This window comes from Halomonas sp. Bachu 37 (assembly GCF_039691755.1).
In the GTDB taxonomy this organism is placed as follows: domain Bacteria; phylum Pseudomonadota; class Gammaproteobacteria; order Pseudomonadales; family Halomonadaceae; genus Vreelandella; species Vreelandella kashgarensis.
Genome location: NZ_CP137552.1, coordinates 2,432,509 through 2,450,530 on the forward strand (window position 1 = coordinate 2,432,509; position 18,022 = coordinate 2,450,530).

General features: G+C 56.8%; 16 protein-coding genes and 5 pseudogenes. 18 read left to right on the plus strand and 3 right to left on the minus strand.

Features of this window, described 5'->3' with window-relative positions; genetic code table 11:
• Positions 1 to 2: 2 nt before the first annotated feature.
• The 5 genes and pseudogenes from R5M92_RS11215 to R5M92_RS11235 all read left to right on the plus strand — a co-directional run.
• The gene (locus R5M92_RS11215; RefSeq protein WP_346796038.1) at positions 3 to 848 is read left to right on the plus strand and encodes an enoyl-CoA hydratase/isomerase family protein; all 846 of its coding nucleotides are present in this window, start codon (positions 3 to 5) and stop codon (positions 846 to 848) included.
• An 8-nt stretch (positions 849 to 856) separates the two neighbouring features.
• Complete coding sequence (locus R5M92_RS11220; protein WP_346796039.1) at positions 857 to 2,908, plus strand: acetyl/propionyl/methylcrotonyl-CoA carboxylase subunit alpha; 2,052 nt, start codon at positions 857 to 859, stop codon at positions 2,906 to 2,908.
• A 10-nt stretch (positions 2,909 to 2,918) separates the two neighbouring features.
• Positions 2,919 to 3,821, plus strand: a complete 903-nt coding sequence (locus R5M92_RS11225; RefSeq protein ID WP_346796040.1) for a hydroxymethylglutaryl-CoA lyase — start codon at positions 2,919 to 2,921, stop codon at positions 3,819 to 3,821.
• A gap of 255 nt (positions 3,822 to 4,076) precedes the next feature.
• Positions 4,077 to 4,460, plus strand: coding sequence for an EAL domain-containing protein (locus R5M92_RS11230; protein ID WP_417339159.1), 384 nt, complete (start codon positions 4,077 to 4,079; stop codon positions 4,458 to 4,460).
• Positions 4,441 to 4,764, plus strand: a pseudogene (locus R5M92_RS11235) (integrase core domain-containing protein); the annotation flags it as partial. The gene R5M92_RS11230 and the pseudogene R5M92_RS11235, both read left to right, overlap by 20 nt.
• A gap of 30 nt (positions 4,765 to 4,794) precedes the next feature.
• Here R5M92_RS11235 and R5M92_RS11240 read toward each other — a convergent pair.
• Positions 4,795 to 5,853: an SDR family oxidoreductase gene (locus R5M92_RS11240; RefSeq protein ID WP_346796042.1), complete on the minus strand. Its 1,059-nt coding sequence runs from the start codon at positions 5,851 to 5,853 to the stop codon at positions 4,795 to 4,797.
• Between the two features lie 144 nt (positions 5,854 to 5,997).
• Here R5M92_RS11240 and R5M92_RS11245 point away from each other — a divergent pair, with 144 nt between their 5' ends.
• A complete protein-coding gene (locus R5M92_RS11245; RefSeq protein ID WP_346799349.1) occupies positions 5,998 to 6,936 on the plus strand; it encodes a LysR family transcriptional regulator in 939 nt (312 codons plus the stop codon).
• Positions 6,937 to 7,068: 132 nt separating this feature from the next.
• Here R5M92_RS11245 and R5M92_RS11250 read toward each other — a convergent pair.
• Together R5M92_RS11250 and R5M92_RS11255 are read right to left on the minus strand one after the other, a co-directional pair.
• Positions 7,069 to 7,356 (minus strand): annotated as a pseudogene (locus R5M92_RS11250) (integrase core domain-containing protein); the annotation flags it as partial.
• A 31-nt stretch (positions 7,357 to 7,387) separates the two neighbouring features.
• Positions 7,388 to 7,789 (minus strand): annotated as a pseudogene (locus tag R5M92_RS11255) (integrase core domain-containing protein); the annotation flags it as partial.
• Between the two features lie 106 nt (positions 7,790 to 7,895).
• Between R5M92_RS11255 and R5M92_RS11260 the strand changes: the two are divergent.
• From R5M92_RS11260 to R5M92_RS11315, 12 genes and pseudogenes are all read left to right on the plus strand, one after another.
• Positions 7,896 to 9,287: an MBL fold metallo-hydrolase gene (locus R5M92_RS11260; protein ID WP_346796043.1), complete on the plus strand. Its 1,392-nt coding sequence runs from the start codon at positions 7,896 to 7,898 to the stop codon at positions 9,285 to 9,287.
• 310 nt (positions 9,288 to 9,597) lie between these two features.
• Entirely contained in the window at positions 9,598 to 10,596 is a 999-nt protein-coding gene (locus R5M92_RS11265; RefSeq protein ID WP_346795917.1) for an IS5 family transposase, read from the plus strand.
• 899 nt (positions 10,597 to 11,495) lie between these two features.
• On the plus strand, positions 11,496 to 12,953 hold the full coding sequence (locus R5M92_RS11270; RefSeq protein WP_346796044.1) for a nucleobase:cation symporter-2 family protein: 1,458 nt from the start codon (positions 11,496 to 11,498) through the stop codon (positions 12,951 to 12,953).
• A 73-nt stretch (positions 12,954 to 13,026) separates the two neighbouring features.
• Positions 13,027 to 13,179: a hypothetical protein gene (locus R5M92_RS11275; RefSeq protein ID WP_346796045.1), complete on the plus strand. Its 153-nt coding sequence runs from the start codon at positions 13,027 to 13,029 to the stop codon at positions 13,177 to 13,179.
• A 13-nt stretch (positions 13,180 to 13,192) separates the two neighbouring features.
• On the plus strand, positions 13,193 to 13,354 hold the full coding sequence (locus tag R5M92_RS11280) for a hypothetical protein (RefSeq protein WP_346796046.1): 162 nt from the start codon (positions 13,193 to 13,195) through the stop codon (positions 13,352 to 13,354).
• A gap of 332 nt (positions 13,355 to 13,686) precedes the next feature.
• A pseudogene (gene rnk, locus R5M92_RS11285) lies at positions 13,687 to 14,101 on the plus strand (nucleoside diphosphate kinase regulator).
• A gap of 301 nt (positions 14,102 to 14,402) precedes the next feature.
• The gene (locus R5M92_RS11290) at positions 14,403 to 14,636 is read left to right on the plus strand and encodes a hypothetical protein (RefSeq protein WP_346796048.1); all 234 of its coding nucleotides are present in this window, start codon (positions 14,403 to 14,405) and stop codon (positions 14,634 to 14,636) included.
• Positions 14,637 to 14,711: 75 nt separating this feature from the next.
• On the plus strand, positions 14,712 to 15,143 hold the full coding sequence (locus tag R5M92_RS11295) for a DUF488 domain-containing protein (RefSeq protein ID WP_346796049.1): 432 nt from the start codon (positions 14,712 to 14,714) through the stop codon (positions 15,141 to 15,143).
• Positions 15,144 to 15,194: 51 nt separating this feature from the next.
• Positions 15,195 to 15,404 carry a hypothetical protein gene (locus R5M92_RS11300; protein WP_346796050.1) on the plus strand — a complete coding sequence of 70 codons (210 nt, stop codon included), beginning with the start codon at positions 15,195 to 15,197 and terminating at the stop codon, positions 15,402 to 15,404.
• 100 nt (positions 15,405 to 15,504) lie between these two features.
• The gene (locus R5M92_RS11305; protein WP_346796051.1) at positions 15,505 to 16,455 is read left to right on the plus strand and encodes an IS481 family transposase; all 951 of its coding nucleotides are present in this window, start codon (positions 15,505 to 15,507) and stop codon (positions 16,453 to 16,455) included.
• Between the two features lie 61 nt (positions 16,456 to 16,516).
• Positions 16,517 to 16,738: pseudogene (locus R5M92_RS11310) on the plus strand (transposase); the annotation flags it as partial.
• Between the two features lie 74 nt (positions 16,739 to 16,812).
• Positions 16,813 to 17,987 (plus strand): IS3 family transposase gene (locus R5M92_RS11315; RefSeq protein ID WP_346795833.1). Its coding sequence is split into 2 segments (ribosomal slippage): positions 16,813 to 17,068 and positions 17,068 to 17,987, totalling 1,176 coding nucleotides; the frame shifts between segments, so codons are not numbered across the junction.
• Positions 17,988 to 18,022 lie beyond the last annotated feature (35 nt).

Here is an 18,022-nt window from a genome sequence, read left to right on the forward strand (position 1 = left end):
TCATGACACAGACATATTCGAATCTGAACATCGACGAGCGTGGCGTGGCGTGGCTGACGCTGAACCGTCCCGAGGTGCACAACGCCTTCGACGACAGCCTGATTGCCGAATTGAATGCGCACCTTGCTGAATTGCACCAGCGCGCCGAACAGGGCGAGGTACGCGTGGTGGTACTGGGCTCGGAAGGTAAGAGCTTCTCCGCCGGCGCGGATCTCAACTGGATGAAGCGCATGGTCGAGTACGATTTCGACGGCAATCTGGCCGACTCGCGCAAGCTCTCCGACCTGATGCACGGTCTGGATACCCTGCCCTGCCCTACGCTATGTCGCGTGCAGGGTGCCGCTTTCGGCGGCGCGGTGGGCCTAGCCGCCTGCTGCGATATCGTCATCGCCTCGCAAAAAGCCAAGTTCTGCCTTTCCGAAGTCCGGATCGGCCTGTCGCCGGCGGTCATCAGCCCTTACGTGCTGCGCGCGCTGGGCGAGCGTCAGGCACGCCGCTATGCCCTCACCGCAGAAGTCATGAATGCCGCTACCGCCTGTGACCTCGGCCTGGCCCACCAGGTGGTGGAACCCGAATCACTGGATGAAGCGGTCGATGGCATGCTGGCGACCCTGCTGGCCACCTCACCACAAGCCAGCCGCACCACCAAGGCTTTGCTTGCCGTGGTGGCTCGCGAACTCGATTCTGCGGCTACTCGCGAACACACCTGCCAGGTCATCAGCGAACTGCGCGTCAGTGCCGAAGGCCAAGAGGGACTGGCCAGCTTCCTCGACAAGCGTCCTCCCGCCTGGACCCAAGACCCTGCCGACCGCGATAGCGACAAGAACACTACGGAGCCACGCTCATGAGCCCTGAGATGACGCAATTCAGTACGTTACTGGTCGCCAATCGCGGCGAAATCGCCTGTCGCGTAATGCGCACGGCAAGGCGCATGGGCTTGAAGACCGTGGCGGTCTACTCCGATGCCGACGCCAACGCCCGCCATGTGCGGGAAGCCGACGAAGCCGTGCGCATCGGCCCGGCTTCCGCTCGGGAAAGCTATCTCGACATCGAAGCGGTGATCGGCGCCGCCAAGCGCACCGGCGCCGGTGCCATTCATCCCGGTTACGGCTTTTTGTCCGAAAACGGTGCTTTCGTCGAAGCACTGGACACGGCGGGCATCGTCTTCGTCGGCCCGCCCGCCTCGGCGATTGCGGCCATGGGCGACAAATCCGCGGCCAAGGCGCGCATGGCGGATGCCGGTGTGCCGCTGGTGCCGGGCTACCACGGCGCCGACCAGGACGACGCGTTGCTCAAGGCCGAGGCCGACAAGATCGGCTATCCGGTGCTGCTCAAGGCCAGCGCCGGTGGCGGTGGCAAGGGCATGCGCGTGGTCGAGTCGAGTGACAATTTCCAGGCCGCCCTCGATGGCTGCCGGCGGGAGTCCCAGGCCGCCTTCGGCGACCAGCGCATGTTGATCGAGAAGTACCTGACCCAGCCACGTCACGTCGAGGTCCAGGTGTTCTGCGACAGCCACGGCAACGGCGTCTACCTGTTCGAGCGCGACTGTTCCGTCCAGCGTCGCCACCAGAAGGTGCTCGAGGAAGCCCCGGCCCCGGGAATGAGCGAGGGCTTGCGCCGTGAAATGGGCGCGGCGGCGGTTCGCGCGGCCAAGGAGATCGGCTATGTCGGCGCCGGTACGGTGGAATTCCTGCTCGACGCCGATGGCTCGTTCTACTTCATGGAGATGAACACCCGCCTGCAGGTCGAGCACCCGGTCACGGAGATGATCACCGGCCAGGATCTGGTCGAGTGGCAGCTGCGCGTGGCCATGGGCGAGGCACTGCCCTGCACCCAGGACGAACTGACCATTACCGGGCACAGCTTCGAGGCGCGCCTGTACGCCGAGGACCCGGAGCAGGATTTCCTGCCCGCGACCGGTCGCCTCGAGCGCTTCGCCATGGATCTGGAGGGTGCCGGCCTTGGCTCTTCACAAAAGGACCGCGCCAAGGTACGCCTGGACAGCGGCGTGGAAACCGGCGATGTGGTCTCGATGCACTACGACCCCATGCTCGCCAAGCTGATCGTTCACGGCGACGACCGCGAACAGGCCCTGGCGACGCTCAACCGGGCCCTGGCCGCGCTGGATGTCCAAGGCGTGGTGACCAACCGCGCCTTCCTGCAGCGCCTAGCGACGCATCCGGCCTTCCGCAATGCTGAGCTGGATACCCGCTTCATCGAGAAGAACGAAGCCACGCTGTTCGCCCCCAGGCAGTACTCCACCGAGGAGTACGCCGGCGCCGCGCTGATCGGCCTCAACCAGCTGGCCCGCGAATGCGAAAGCGATTCACCGTGGGATCGCCACGACGGTTTCCGCCTCAACGCTCCGCACACCATTCGCATCGCCCTTTGCGACCCTTCGTTGGCCCAGTCGACGGATGCCGAGGACGTGGTAGTCGTGGAAGGCACTCGCGAGACCGAAGCCGACCCGTGGCACTTGACCATCGGCAACGAAACGCTCACCGCGAGCCTTGAGCATCTAGAAGGCGACGCCGTGGCGGTCACCCTCGATGGCCATCGCCGCCGGCTGCAGGCGCGGTTGGTGGGGGAAAACCAGCGTAATGTGGTGGTCATGGTCGATCCCACCGGTGAGACACGCCTGTATTGGCGGCGTATTGACGCCATCGACCACGGTCACCACGAGGCGGAATCCACCCTCACCGCGCCCATGCACGGCACCGTGGTCGCCCTGCTGGTAGAGCCCGGCGTCAGCGTGGAAAAAGGCATGCCGCTGATGGTCATGGAAGCCATGAAAATGGAGCACACCATGACCGCTCCCGCCGATGGCCAGGTGGAAAGCTTCCACTTCCAGGCCGGCGATACCGTCGGCCAGGGCGACGTGCTGCTGGAATTCGCCGTCAACGAATAAGGAGAGAGCCATGGCACTACCGCAACAGGTGCGCTTGTTCGAGATGGGCCCGCGCGACGGCCTGCAGAATGAGGCCGGGCCGATCATCGCCACCGCGACCAAGATCGAATTCATCCATCGCCTGGCCGCGGCGGGCTTGACCCATATCGAAGCGGCAAGCTTCGTCTCGCCGAAATGGGTACCGCAGATGGGCGATGCCAGCGAAGTCATGAATGGCATCACACGCCAACCCGGGGTGGTCTATTCCACCTTGACGCCCAACCTGAAGGGGCTGGAAGGCGCCCTGGCCGCCGGCGTGGAAGAGGTCGCGGTATTCGGCGCGGCGTCGGAGTCCTTCTCGCAGAAGAACATCAATTGCTCGGTGGCGGAGTCGCTCGAGCGTTTCGAGCCGGTACTCGAGCGAGCCCGCGAGGCCAATGTCCGCGTACGTGGCTATGTCTCCTGTGTGCTCGGCTGCCCTTACGAAGGCGAGATCGCCCCGGCCAAGGTGGCCGAGGTGGCCAAGGCGCTCTATGACATGGGCTGCTACGAAATTTCGCTCGGCGACACCATCGGCACGGGTACGCCGCTTGCTGCCAAGCGCATGATCGAGGCGGTCGGCCGCGAGGTGCCGATAAACCGGCTCGCCGCTCATTTTCATGACACCTACGGCCAGGCCCTGGTCAATCTCTACGCGGTGATGGAAGAAGGAGTGGCGGTGATCGATGCCGCGACCGCGGGCCTCGGCGGTTGTCCTTACGCCAAGGGAGCCTCGGGCAATGTGGCCAGCGAAGATGTGCTTTATTTACTGGAAGGGATCGGCATCAAGACCGGGATCGATCTCGGCAGGCTCGCGGACACTGGCATATGGATAACCCAGACCATCGGACGGTCGAATCGGTCGAAGGTGGGCATGGCACTAAAAGCGAAGTAGATAGTCGTCTCTCTCAGCTGAGCTTGAGCTTCCAAATTATGGAAGCCATTTTGAATGGTACGCCAATATGGCAGCAGGGCCTGCCCCGCGGGCCAGCACTGGACGAAACCCTAGCTCGGATCGAAGGACAGGGCGTACTTGCCATGGGCGCCTTCTTCCAGAGACTGACGAGTGCCTAGAAGACCCGGGGCGATTCAGTCGTTGGAGCTTACCGAGTCACTATTATTAAGCGACCCTGATGGCACCATCAAAAAAATGCAGCAGCTACAACGTGTAGGTGTCAGCTTTGCTCTGGATGATTTCGGCACAGGCTACTCATCTCTTTCCTACCTCAAGGTATTACCCTTGGACACGCTCAAAATAGACATTGCCTTCGTCAGGGATCTGAACCTGGGCATGCAAGCCACGCCGATTGCCGCCACTATCATTACCCTTGCAGAAAGCCTGGGGCTGCGGGTTATTGCCGAAGGCGTCGAAACCAACGAACAGCGCTTGGTGCTTGCTCGACTGGGCTGTCATATTTATCAGGGATTTCTGTTTGGCCGTCCCGGCACGGCGTCGGCTTTTTCGAGCGTACTGCTTGAAGGCGATGCAGCAGAACACGCCAGCCTTCCGTTACCCGGCCAGGTTGTGCCGTAGGTACTATGGCCCGGTGTTAATCTCCATTCCCGTGGCAGATTGGGCGGAACAGCACGGTATCTCGCTGAAATTTATCAAGCCAGGTAAGCCGACTCAGAACTCTCACGTGGAACGCTTCAACCGATCTTACCGGGACGAGACCCTGAATATGTATGTTTGTCAGAATCTCACCGAAGTCCGGCAACTGACCAAATCGTGGATGTCCGAATACAACGACGAGCGCCCTCACGATTCACTGGAAGACCTGACGCCATGGGAGTATTTGGCGAAACGGACGGAAAACTCTAATTTGCGGTGCAACTAAAATAGGGATGTTTACATTGTATTCCCACTATCAGGGGATAATTTTCTCGGCACGCAGGCGATCGAACAAGTCAAAAAAGGCGCCACGAGTCTCGCGGAAGTGGTCGAAACCGAAGCCGCGAGACTTGGTGGTGTCGTTGACGCACTCTTGATCGCGGCCCAGGTCGGCGTCGGTGTGCCACCAGGAAGCCAGCTTTTCGACGTCCGGCTCCACCAGGTCGTGCTTCTCGGCCATCTCGCGCCAGGTCGAATCCGCGTCAGCCATCTGCTCTTCCAGCGGTTGCGGCGTCTCGGGGCAGTCCGCCACTTCAAGGCCGAAGTATTCACCGATCTCGCGCCACATACGTCGCCAGCGGAAGACGTCTCCGTTGACGGTGTTGAAGGCCTGATTCGCCGCGCCCGGCGTAGTCGCTGCCCACTCCATCTGACGCGCCAGAACGAGGGCATCGGTCATGTCGGTGAGCGCACTCCACTGGATCCGCGAGCCTGGGAACACGAACGGTTGACCGGTCGCCTTGCAGATCGACGCGTAGACGGCGATCGTCGTGCCCATGTTCATGGCGTTGCCGCGGGCATAGCCGATCACCGTGTGCGGACGGTGCACGTTCCAGGCAAACCCGTGACGATCGGCGGCCTCGAACAGCACGTCTTCCAACGCGTAGTAGAAGTTGTCCCCCGGCACGCGCGGCTCGGATTCGCGGAACGGGGTCTCGATTCGCCCGCTGCCGTAGGCCTCGAACGAACCCAGATACTGCTTGGTACCCGTCACCAGCGAGGCGTGTTCCAGGTTATCGCTATCGAGCGCCTCGAACAGGTTGCGCATCATCGCGCTGTTGGCCTCGACGTTGGCCTTCTCATTGTCGCGACGAATCCAGGTGCAATAGAAGACGTGGGTAATCGGCAGGCCCGCAAGCGCCTGCTCGGTGGCCGGTTTGTCCAATAGATCGGCAGCGACGGGAATCACGCCGCTCTGTTCGGTCGCCCGGCGCGAGAGACCGTAGACGGTCCACCCGCTGGCCACCAGATAAGTCGCCAGGTTACCGCCAGTAATACCGGTAGCGCCCACCACGATTGCTGTTCCTTTACGCATGATTGATGCCCTTCTTGAGAATTCGAGAAGATCCAGCTTCACGCCAGATCAATGAAGGCAGTCTGGTAGAGGGAATTCGTTGCTACAATCGAAAGTATTGCAAATCTTTATTGCATAGGGCGCAATTCGATGAACCTAAAAGCGCTGGACCTTAACGCCTTACGCGTCTTCGAACGCGTCGCCGCCACCGGTAGCTTCACCGCCGCCGCGCACCACTTCCACCGCGCGGTATCGTCAATTTCGCGACAGATTCGTGGATTGGAAGAATCGGTGGGGCAACCACTGCTTTACCGACACACCCGGGCCGTCACCCTGACCGAGGCGGGGCGGTGCTATTACGAAGAGGTGCGTGACATTCTTGAACGCCTCGATATGGCAACCGAAGCGCTGAATCAGCCACAGGCGGAACCCCGCGGGGTGCTGCGCATCAATGCACCGGTGGCCTTCGGCCAGCGCCAGATCGTACCGTTGCTTCATCGCTTTCAATGCCGTTTTCCAGACATCAAGGCGGAATTGCAGCTGGACGATCGCGTCGTCGATCCGGTGCGAGAAGGCCATGACATCACCTTCCGCGTCGGTAATCTATCCGACTCATCTCTGGTCGCACGGCAGCTAGCGCCGATGAACTATGTGATTGCCGCGTCGCCCGACTACCTGGCAAGACAGGGAACCTCGGATACGCCCGAGGCGCTCGCCGCGCACGACTGCCTGATCTACCAGGGTGAACTGGGCCGGCAGCGTTGGTATTTCCAGCAGGACGACGCCTCGAAGGAAGTTATCTACGAGGTTGATGGTAGCCTCGCCAGTAACGACGCTGAGAGCCTGGTCAGGGCGGCGCTGCTCGGCCAAGGGCTGGTCATGTTTCCTACCTGGCTGATCGCCGAGGAACTTGCCAAGGGCTCATTGGTAGCACTGCTCGAGGCATGGCGTGGCGAGGTCATGCCTGGTCGCCGCGAGCTTTATGTGCTGACTCCCGAGCGCCGGCTCAAAGCGTTCAAGGTGCGTGCCTTCATGGATTTTCTGCTCGAGACGGTATCGCCCCTTCCTCCTTGGGATCGATGGAGGGAGAGGCTTCATCTCTAAAACTACTCGTACAAGTCAGTAAACGGATTAATTAAGCTTCAGCCAGGTTTGATTTTCTACGGATAAGCTGAGCCTGAGATGGTCCCCGAAATTCGGACCAGGCGTTAAGCTCCGATCATGACGACTTGACCCTCACCCCATATCAGGACCGGTCATTGATAGAATTCCGGCCATTATTTCGCTGCAAGTTACTGTCAAACATAGATTTGCAGCGAATTCTTCAGGCGTTAGCCAGCCCAAGGAAAAATGGGGTCTGACCTGATTGTAGTCCTGTCGCCAGGCTTCGATCTTCTGCCGTGCATCGTCCAGTGACAGGAACCAATGGATGTTCAGGCATTCTGCCCGGAACTTACCATTGAAGGACTCAACGAAAGCATTGTCCGTCGGCTTGCCCAGGCGGCTGAAGTCCAATGGTAATCCCCGCATTTTCAGAGGGCTTCGAAAGTAGACCTCAGGCCATCATGGCCAACTTCTGTTGAGGAGTGATTCCTCCGAGTCCCATATTGGGCCGTTCGTGATTGTAGTGCCAGACCCAGCGCCAGCGAGTAGCATAATCCTGGACTTCTTCGGTGCTATCGAACAGATACTGTGCCAGCCAATCGTAACGCACCGTGCGGTTGTAGCGTTCGATATAGGCATCCAGCTGGGGGTTGCCGGGCTGATAAACGCCAACACAATGCCTTGGTTTCTCGCCCAGTTCGTCAACTTGCCGCTGATGTATTCAGGGCCATTGTCAGCGAATAGAGCGCGGTTTTCCCCGCCACTCAATGATCTGCTTCAATGATCGGATAACACGCTCTGCCGGAAGCCAGAAGTCTACTTCGAGGCCAAGGCCTTCGCGGTTAAAGTCATCAGGCAGAGATGAGACAAGTTTGCGGTGTTAGCTATATTGAATGGCGAAGAACTCGCTTTTTCAGAAAAAATCAAGCTGTTACGTTTCATATTTAACGGAGGTAGCGATGCTTATTTTTGAGCCTGTTTATACAGCTGGCCTGGCGCAGATTTCCTACCTGGTCGGCGACAGCAAGGCTGCTGTGGCGGCGGTAATTGACCCTCGTCGCGATATCGATATCTACTTACAGATGGCAAAGGAACAAGGCCTGCGAATTGCCTATGCCATCGAAACACACATTCATGCAGATTTCGTATCCGGTGCCCAGGCGTTGGCGAGTCGCACCGGTGCGCAGATTATTGGTGGCCGTTCCGATGACTACCAGTTCGAGCTTCGCCAGATCAGCGATGACGAAACACTGGAGTTGGGTCAGGTAAAGCTGCAGATCATGCATTCGCCGGGCCATACCCCTGAACACATTTCTTTGCAGCTGTTCGATACGCAACAGGGCAGCGAGCCCATCGCCCTGTTCACCGGCGACACGCTCTTCAACCTCGATGTTGGACGCCCCGATTTGCTTGGAGAAGGCAGTGAGAGGAAGTTGGCTGGCGAACTGTTCCACAGCCTCTTCGATCGTTATCTACCATTGGGCGACCGGGTAGAAATGTACCCTTGCCATGGTGCCGGTTCGGCATGTGGCAAGTCGATTGGTGACCGGCGTCATTCCACGCTTGGCAACGAACGGCTCTTTAATCCTGCCCTTCAGGAAGAGCGTAGCGAAGAGGTGTTCATCGATTGGCTGCTTGCCGATATGCCGGAGCCGCCGCGTCACTATGCGCGCCTGAAGAAGCTGAATGTCTGCCCCGCAACCCAGATGGAAGGCCCCTCGCTGCCTCCTCCCCTGCCGCCTCAAGACTTCCAAGATCTGGCCGACAACGCCGACATGCAGGTCGTGGACATTCGTTCGATACTGGCGTTCGGCGGTGGGCATGTGCCGGGGGCGGTCAACATTGCATTGCGTAACGAGTTCGTCAATTGGGCGGGGTGGATGCTCGATGACTCCCGTCCGATCCTGCTGATAGGAGAGTCGGCAGATGATGTTCATCAAGCCATTACCCAGCTCTACCGCATCGGTCTGGATAACATCCGTGGCTATCTACGTAATGGCATGACGGATTGGCAGAACGCGGCATTACCGCTGAACAAGTTGCAGGCGTGGACCGTCCATGAGCTGAACGCCCGGCGCGAAGAACCCGATGTTCAGGTGCTCGATGTGCGCAGTCCGAATGAACTTGCCAATGGTCGGGTGCCCGGCGCAAAGCATATTTTTGTCGCCCACCTTGCCGATCAGCTTGACGAACTGGATCCGGACAAGACCACAGTCACTTATTGCGGTTCAGGCTATCGTGCCTCCATTGCCGCCAGCATTCTGAAGCGAGCCGGCTTCTCCGACGTGGCGAACACTCCAGGGTCGTGGGCGGCGTGGAACGCAGCTGGACTCCCTGTTGAAACTGGTTGAATCGAACGGTCCAGCTGCGCCCGGATTAATTAGCAGAACAAGAAAAGGCCACCCGCCGAGAACGGCTCTTGGCACAAATGGGTGGCTTGATGCCATAGCAACGGTTGATCGAGACGCTGTCGCCGATGTCACCATGACAGGCGCTTTGGTCTGAGATGATGAACGGGATATAGCAATGTCGGTTACCTCAGCTGTAGACAAGGTATAGGGTGTACCTAAGGAAACGCTGCACAAATCCCACCGCAGCTGCCTGATTGGTACCGGCGGGGTATAATCTGACCTTCCTGCCACCGTCTGACAGAGCCACCCGATGAAGCAGATCTCGTTTGCCCAAGCCGAGCACCAGAACAAGAAAAAAGTCACCCGCCGCGAGCGGTTCCTGGCCCAGATGGAGGCGCTAGTGCCTTGGCAACGGCTGATCGATGCACTGTCGCCGTCCTACTTTCCCAACGCGGCAGGCAAGCGCGGCCGGCCCCCCATCGGCCTGGAGCGCATGCTGCGGATCTACTTCCTGCAGCAGTGGTACGCGCTTGCCGATGAGGCGCTCGAAGATGCCATCTACGATAGCCAGGCCATGCGTGACTTCATTGGTATCGACCTGGCCATCGAGAGTGTGCCGGACGCGACCACGCTGCTGCGTTTCCGCCACTTGTTGGAGAAGCATGCGCTGACCCAGCGGATCTTCGAGGAAATCAATGCCCATCTGACCGAGAAGGGCCTGTTCATGCGCGAGGGCACCATTGTCGATGCCACCATCGTGGCGGCGGCGCCTTCCACCAAGAACAAGGCCAAGCAACGCGATCCGGAGATGAAGCAGACCAGGAAGGGCAAGCAGTATTACTTTGGCATGAAGGCTCATATCGGCGTTGATGCCGTCACCGGGCTGGCTCACAGTGTCACTGCCACCTCGGCCAATGTCGCCGATGTCACCATGGTGAACCAGCTGGTCCGAGACGATGACAAGCAGGTATACGGCGACGCGGGTTACACCGGCATGTGGAAGTATCTGGACGAAGAGAAGGATGCCCCGGCCTCCCGCTGCTGTGTTGCCGCCAAGCGCAGCCCCATCAAGAAGATGGAAGACAGCCCCATGAAAACGCTGCTGCTGGCAATCGAGAAGGCCAAGGCCAGCATCCGCTCCAAGGTCGAGCATCCGTTTCATGTCATCAAGAACCTCTTCGGCTACCGCAAGGTGCGCTACAAGGGGTTGGCCAAGAACCAAGCGCAGCTATTCAGCCTGTTCGGACTGGCCAATTTGGTACTGGCGACACGATGCGAAGGCCGAGTTGACGGGGCCAGTGCGCCTTGAATCTGCCCTGTCAGCCGGATAGTCCGGCTGGCAGGAAAAACAGACCACCTAAGGTGGTTAGAAAATGATCGCTGACTCGGTGATTTTGCTACTCTGAGTCCTTCAGTCGCTCAGAGGCTAATTGATCAGCGGTTCCCTAACATCCGTATCGCTGTTATTGGCCAGCTCATCGGCACGGGACCGAAGAACATCCAAGTTGAAGAATTTGTACCCGACGGCTAACCAGGAACATGCGTAATCATCACGGCATGCTTCTCTGCCTTTCAGAATTATTAGGCACGGTGAACTGAGTGCCGTAGCGATAGCCAATAAAAGTATCACTTCAAGTAGCCGCTTGGGTCTCTACTGAAACACAAGCCAGCAGAGCCGCTCCGCCTAACTATTTAGTCACCGACTGGCCTCTTTTCGACATAAAAAACCAAATTGTCTTATCGTAAGAATCTCACCCGACGCAGCCATTCCTGCCGCCGGTTTAACTGCCCTTTCTGCCGTTATTTTCTGTCTACCGATAGATGCCTACATGAAGTTGATTGGATGCTCAATAATACTTTGTATACAATTATACTCTTGATTACTACACGATTACTTCCCCTGCTCCATGAGTTCTGAGGGTGACAGAAGATGTCGTATTTGGCGCTATCTTCCAAGCAGCACAGCTGCCGAATATAACGATTAATAACATTAAAACAGTGGCTTATCATGCCCATCAGCGATCTCTCTCCCGGTTACATGCGCTGCGCTTTCCATGGAGTTCAATCCTGTAGCGTCTACATTAAGAAAATGACACAAAGTAATACAGCAAAATGATTAATTTCGGGTAAAAATATTGTGTACAGTATGAATCATCCGAACAAACATGAAATTTAATTTATTGAATACAACATCCATGGAGAATCTTCATGAGTGAAGCTTCGGCCTCTTCCGGGCAGCGCAAACGAACCGTTGAAAAGAATACTTCATTGTTTGATTTCTTTGGAAAGCCGCCATTTCTGAAGAGCCTCCCTCTTTCCCTTCAGCACCTGTTGGCCATGATCGCTGGGGTGATAACCCCGCCCATTATCGTTGCCGGCGTCGTGGGTGCGAGTGTAGAAGAAAAACTTCTGCTTATTCAGGTTGCAGTACTAGCATCAGGGATATGTACCGTGTTTCACCTTTACGGCGTCTGGAAATTCGGGGCACGCCTGCCTGCTATCTTTGGGGTGGGGTTTGCTTATGTGCCGACGTTGGTCGCGGTGGGGGCTCAGTATGGGATTGAAGGAATTCTTGGCGCTCAGCTGATCGGCGGCATGACCATGGTCGTGGTGGGCTACTTTATCCAGTATATCCGCCACCTTTTCCCGCCCGTCGTTGCCGGCACAGTGGTACTGGTCATAGGCTTGTCTCTTTACGACATCGCCATTCGATACATGGCGGGCAGTGGCAACGTCAACGCCCCCAACTTTGGCGATCCGATCAACTGGATCGTGGCCATTGCCACGCTACTCACGGTGTTGATCGCCGCTCAATTCGGTAAAGGGGTGGTTAAACTTTCTGCGATCATTGTAGGCATTGCGGTGGGCTACCTGCTTTCGCTCGCCCTGGGCATGGTCAGCTTCGGCAATGTAACCGATGCCTCCTGGATCGCCGTACCCAAGCTTATGCCTTTCGAGATGGAATTTCACGCAGCCGCGATCGCTTCGATGGTCGTTATCTGCGTCATCAATTCCGTACAAACCATCGGCGACTTATCTGCCACCACCGTAGGCGGCATGAACCGTGAGCTAAAGACGCAGGAGTTGACTGGAGGCTTGCTGGGAAATGGTCTGACCACCACCATCAGCTCTTTCTTCGGTGCGTTGCCGACGTCCACCTTCAGCCAGAACGTCGGCATTGTCGCGATGACTAAGGTCATTAGCCGTTACGTTCTGGCGCTGGCCGGTATCTTCATGGTTCTGGCCGGCCTTAGCCCGAAGTTCGGGGCTATCATGACCACCATTCCCTACCCTGTGCTGGGCGGTGCGACCATTACCGTCTTCGGCATGATTACCATGACCGGCATTCAGTTGCTGGTCAAAGACGAAATGTCCGCCCGAAACATGACGGTTGTGGGTCTCGCCCTGGCACTGAGTCTGGGCATCGCTTCTGTGCCGTCAGCTATCGAGCAGTTCCCTGCAGTGGTTAGAGACCTGATCGGCGGTGCCCCTATTGTGGTAGCTGCGATCACAGCCTTCACACTTAACATCGTCTTGCCGAATAAATCGCTTTCGGACGAGGCCAGGGAGCGCGAGGCGATTGCCAAGGCGGATGAAGAAGCAGCCAAGTCAGAGAACAATAAATTGAACCAGAAATTCTCACAAAGCAACGCCAGTGCCGATTAAAGCGATTTTCGTAGGCTCAACAAAAAGACAGCTATCGGCCTCCTTGACTGAAACCGCTTCGAGCACTGAGGAAATGAACTCGACCAAGGAACGCAACAGCGATAATGCCGCCCAAGCCACTCAGGTCGTCCAAAAAGCCGCACGCAGCGCCCAGCAAGGTAGCGATGTCGTCACGAATGTGGTCAGCCGCATGTACGAAATCCCGCTAAGCTCGCAACAGGCTTAGCGAGATAATTGGCTTGATCGACGCCATAGCTTTCCAGATCAATAGCTTAGCGCTTAATGGGTCTGTGGAAGCAGCATGTGCCGGTGAACATGCCGTTGCTTCGCTATGGGCGCCAATGAAGGACGTCAGCTGGCAACATGAAGTTCGGATGCCGCCACCGATATCCGACACTTGATTGCAACATCTGTTGCGCAGGTAAAAACCGGAACGCAACAAGCTGTTCTGGCCAGAGAAACCATGACGGAATCATGGCCGCCGTGAAGCGAGTAACAACCTTGATGGAAGAGATTGGCGTAGCAACCCAGGTGCAGCGCAGCGCCCTGATGAATTCGGCAATGCGACTAATCTAGTTTGGTAGCCAATATTGCGGGCTTCAGAAGAGTCGCTGATGCCATGATCGATCAGGGCGTCACCTGATCGCCTATATTTTGGTACACGCAGTCCTCCCTTCTCGGGAGGACTATTTTTTGTTGATTTAAACAATATTGCTTTCCAAGGAGAGTAATCTTGGGACAACGTCCTCCCCTCATCATTAACCGCTGGATGCCGAGCGCCTCCAGCGCCTGATCGATCAAGTATCCAACAAGGACCTGGCCGTGGCGGAGCTACTCGAGGAAGAGCTATGCCGGGACGAAGTCCGTAACCCCGAGGATATTTCCGATGACGTGGTGAGCATGAACAGCCAGGTCCGTTTCACTGATTGCAATCGCGGTTCAAAAATGATCCGTATCTTGGTATACCCACACGCACTGGAAAGTGTTCCGGATGGGATTTCGGTGATGACACCCATTGGCGCTGCACTGATCGGCCTTAAAATCGGCGGTGTCATCGACTGGCCGTTACCCAACGACACCGAAGCACGCCTGCGGATCGATGCCATCTTTTGGCAACCTGAACGGGAAAAGAGCAGTTTCATCGATAGTGTTCTGCAAGTCAGGTAAGCATTTAGACGCAATTGCTCAGCTTTTTTATCCGCTCATGTTTACGCGTTATCCCCAGGTGAAACCTCTGTTTAATCATGTTTAATCAGACCCATCAGCAAAATGGTGGTCAGCCTGGTGCCTTGGCAAGCGCCATCCAGGCCTATGTACAATTACGCCATGCGCCTGGTAGATCCAGTTATCTGATATAGATGACTCCGAATGTCTCAAAAAGCTAGCTTGACGGGGCGAGCCGAAAGGCTAAAATAAAGATGTATTTAAAATGTGTCTTTAGGAGGCACTATGAAAGATCTCTTTGCCAATTCAGTACTTACCCAGCAGGTAGGCAACGCTACCATGCTGGTCGGCCTACTGCTGCTTGTCGGTGGATTGCTAGGGGGATATGTCTGGCATAGCCATTTGACCCTGTTACAACAGGTTTCGGCCCATGTGATAGTGATCGTAGGCCCGACTCTGATTAAGATTGGTTATGTCATGCGCATCAATGCACGCCAGCGGTTGAAGCTGGCTTACTAAGCAGGCCTAAATAAACGGCTAGCCACCCAAAAAGCCAAGGGCAGCGTAACGTGATGCACACCATGGGTGAGAAAGATGGCCTATCGCGTTGAATTAAAGCGTGTATACGCGCCTGTCGAAGCAAGCGATGGCTGCCGTGTTCTAGTGGATCGGCTTTGGCCACGTGGTAAGCAACGTAGCTCACTGGCTTTGACGGAGTGGTACCGGGATGCTGCGCCTTCCTCCGAGTTACGGCGCTGCTTCCATCAGCAGGAAATCGGTCAAGCTCGGTTCTTCGAGCGCTATCGTCAGGAGTTGGCTGAACGGTCCGATCAATTGATTCCATTGATGCGCTATGCCCGTGAAGGAACCCTGACGCTACTAACCGCTAGCCGACGCATTGATACATCACACTTGCCAGTGCTAAAGGAACGATTGTTGGCAGCATTGGCGGAAGAAGACGCTATGGATCACGAGCCGTCCTCCCCGCCTTGCTGGGCACATAACCTGGATAAGAAGCCGATATGAGGCCATCCTGACGGGACATTGGGCATCTATTCTTGACGGGGTACATATCCCATGCAAGGAAACGAACAGCAACCGGGCGATACCGTGAGTGATCATAACGATGGTGCGCTGAAGAAGTTGAAAGGCTCTGTCCGGGAGTACATCAACCCATTCGAGCCGGTCGGAGTCGAGGAGTGGGAGGCGGCGTCGCTCGACGAGCTCACCCCCGCAGCCGCCCATGCGGATGACGCCGCTACGCCCACCTTGACCGAGCCGGGATAGGACAACCGGGACAGGCGATAATCATAACCTCGACTTGACCTAGGTGTTTGGTCCCGAAGAGTAATGGTCTACATTATGAACCATTATCGGAGGATGACCCATGGCTCAGATTCTTCACAAACGCGCCACGACCACGCACGCCATCCGAACAGAAATACAGCGATCGACGGAGTCGGTCACGACGTTGAGTCGACGCTACGGTATTAACCCCAAGACTGTGCGCAAGTGGCGTCACCGAGATACCGTCGAGGATACCCGCATGGGGCCGTCAGCCCCTCGTTCCACGTCGCTCACACCACTGGAAGAAGCCGCCGCTGTCACTTTTCGGCAAAAGACGCTGCTACCGCTGGATGACTGCCTCCATGCTCTTCAGCGGGAAATTCCCACGCTGTCCCGATCGAGCCTGCACCGCCTTTATCAGCGGCACGGGATTAGCCAACTGCCGAGAGATAACCGCCAGAAGCGCGAGAAGAAGCCCTTCAAGCGCTATCCGATCGGCTACCTACATATCGACATCAGTGAGGTCCGCACTGGTGAGGGCAAGGCCTATCTGTTTGTCGCGGTGGATCGGACATCCAAGTTTGTCCATGCACATCTGTATCGCCAGATGACTCGGCAGATCGCCGCTGATTTTCTCGAAGCAGCGCTGGCGATGTTGCCTTACCGAGTCCACACCGTGCTGACCGATAATGGGGTTCAGTTTGCGAAGAAGGCAGGCGCAGAGGCCTATAAGCCGCATATCTTCGATGTCGTCTGTTACCGTCACGGGATCGAGCACCGGCTGACAAAGCCCTTTCATCCCTGGACCAACGGCCAGGTTGAGCGGATGAATCGTACGCTCAAGGAAGCCACCATCCGGATGTTCCACTACACCTCGTTGGCTCAGCTCCAGTCTCATCTGGAGGATTATCTATGGGCTTATAACAGTGCTCGCCCTCTCAGGGCGCTCAAAGGCAAGACACCCGTCGGATTTATTCTTGAACAGTGGCAAAAAGAACCCCAAAGATTTTATGATGATCCGAACCACTTCTTTGCGGGACCAAACACCTAGGTTTTGTACGAAAAGCCTTATCTGCTAATTTCCCTATGCAAAAGCAGCATAGGGGAAAGCAATGGTCGGACGTTACGAAATCTCTGATGACGGCTGGGCACAGATTGAAGATATCGTGGCGCCCCCTCAAACCATGGGCAGACCCAGGCGGGATGACCGAAAAATGCTCAATGGTATCTTCTGGGTGCTGTGCTCTGGCGCCAAATGGCGTGATTTACCCGAGCGATATGGTCCTTGGTCGACGGTGTATGACCGGTTCCGCAAGTGGCGTGATGATGGCACCTTGTAGTGGCACAGTGAATCTGGCCACCTGATTTTGAGTGTATGATCACTCACATAGACAGTCAGGTGCAGATGATGACGAAGAAGAGAGCGTTCAGTCCGGAATTTCGCTTGGAGGCGGCCCAGCTCGTGGTCGATCAGGGTTACTCGCTGAAGGCGGCGTGTGAGGCCATGGGCGTTGGCAAATCCACCATGGAGTATTGGGTACGCAGGCTTCGTGCTGAGCGGGCAGGCAAGACTCCGCTGAAAGGTGAGGCTCTGACGCCGGAACAGCGTGAGATTCAGGAACTGAAGCGCAAGCTGCGGCGGGTGGAGGAAGAGAAGGAAATATTAAAAAAGGCTACTGCTCTCTTGATGTCGGACTCCCTGAACAATTCTCGATAATCGAGCGACTTGAAGAGAGCTATGCGGTGCAGCACTTGTGCCAGGTGTTTGGGGTGCATCGCAGTAGCTACCGGGCCTGGCGTGACCGGGACAGAAGGCCCTGTGAGACTGAGCAGAAGCTGCTGGACCAGGTTGTCGAGGCGCATACCGTCAGTAACGGCTCTGCCGGCGCTCGCAGCATCGCCAAAATGGTCACGCAGGCTGGAACATCGCTGAGTCGTTACCGGGCCAGCAGACGGATGAAGCAGTTGGGGCTGGTGAGCACACAGCCGCCAAGCCACGCCTACAAGAAGGCGGATCAGCCGCACCTGGATATCCCGAATTTTCTCGATCGGGAATTCGACGTAAAGGAGCCCAATCAGGTATGGACCGGCGACATTACCTATATTTGGACAGGGGCACGCTGGGCTTATCTGGCGGTGGTCATCGATTTGTATGCCCGTAAACCCGTGGGCTGGGCATTGTCCTTGTCTCCGAATACGGAGCTGGTGAAGAAGGCACTGACCATGGCCTACGAATCGCGTCGAGAGCCACCGGACATTCTGTTTCATTCGGATCAGGGTTGCCAGTACACCAGCCTGGCATTCCGACAGATGCTCTGGCGCTACCGGATGACGCAGAGTCTCAGTCGCCGTGGCAATTGCTGGGATAATGCCCCGACAGAGCGCTTCTTCAGGAGTCTGAAAACGGAATGGATGCCAGAGATTGGCTACCCCAATGTTGCGGCGGCGAAGCAATCTGTCACTGATTATATGATCGGTTACTACAGCAGCCTCAGGCCGCACAAGCATAACGGTGGCCTACCGCCGAATGTGGCAGAAAAGAACTACTGGAATACTCAAAATTCGGTGGCCAAAAACACTTGACCACTACACATCAAACCGCATGACCTACGCTCCAA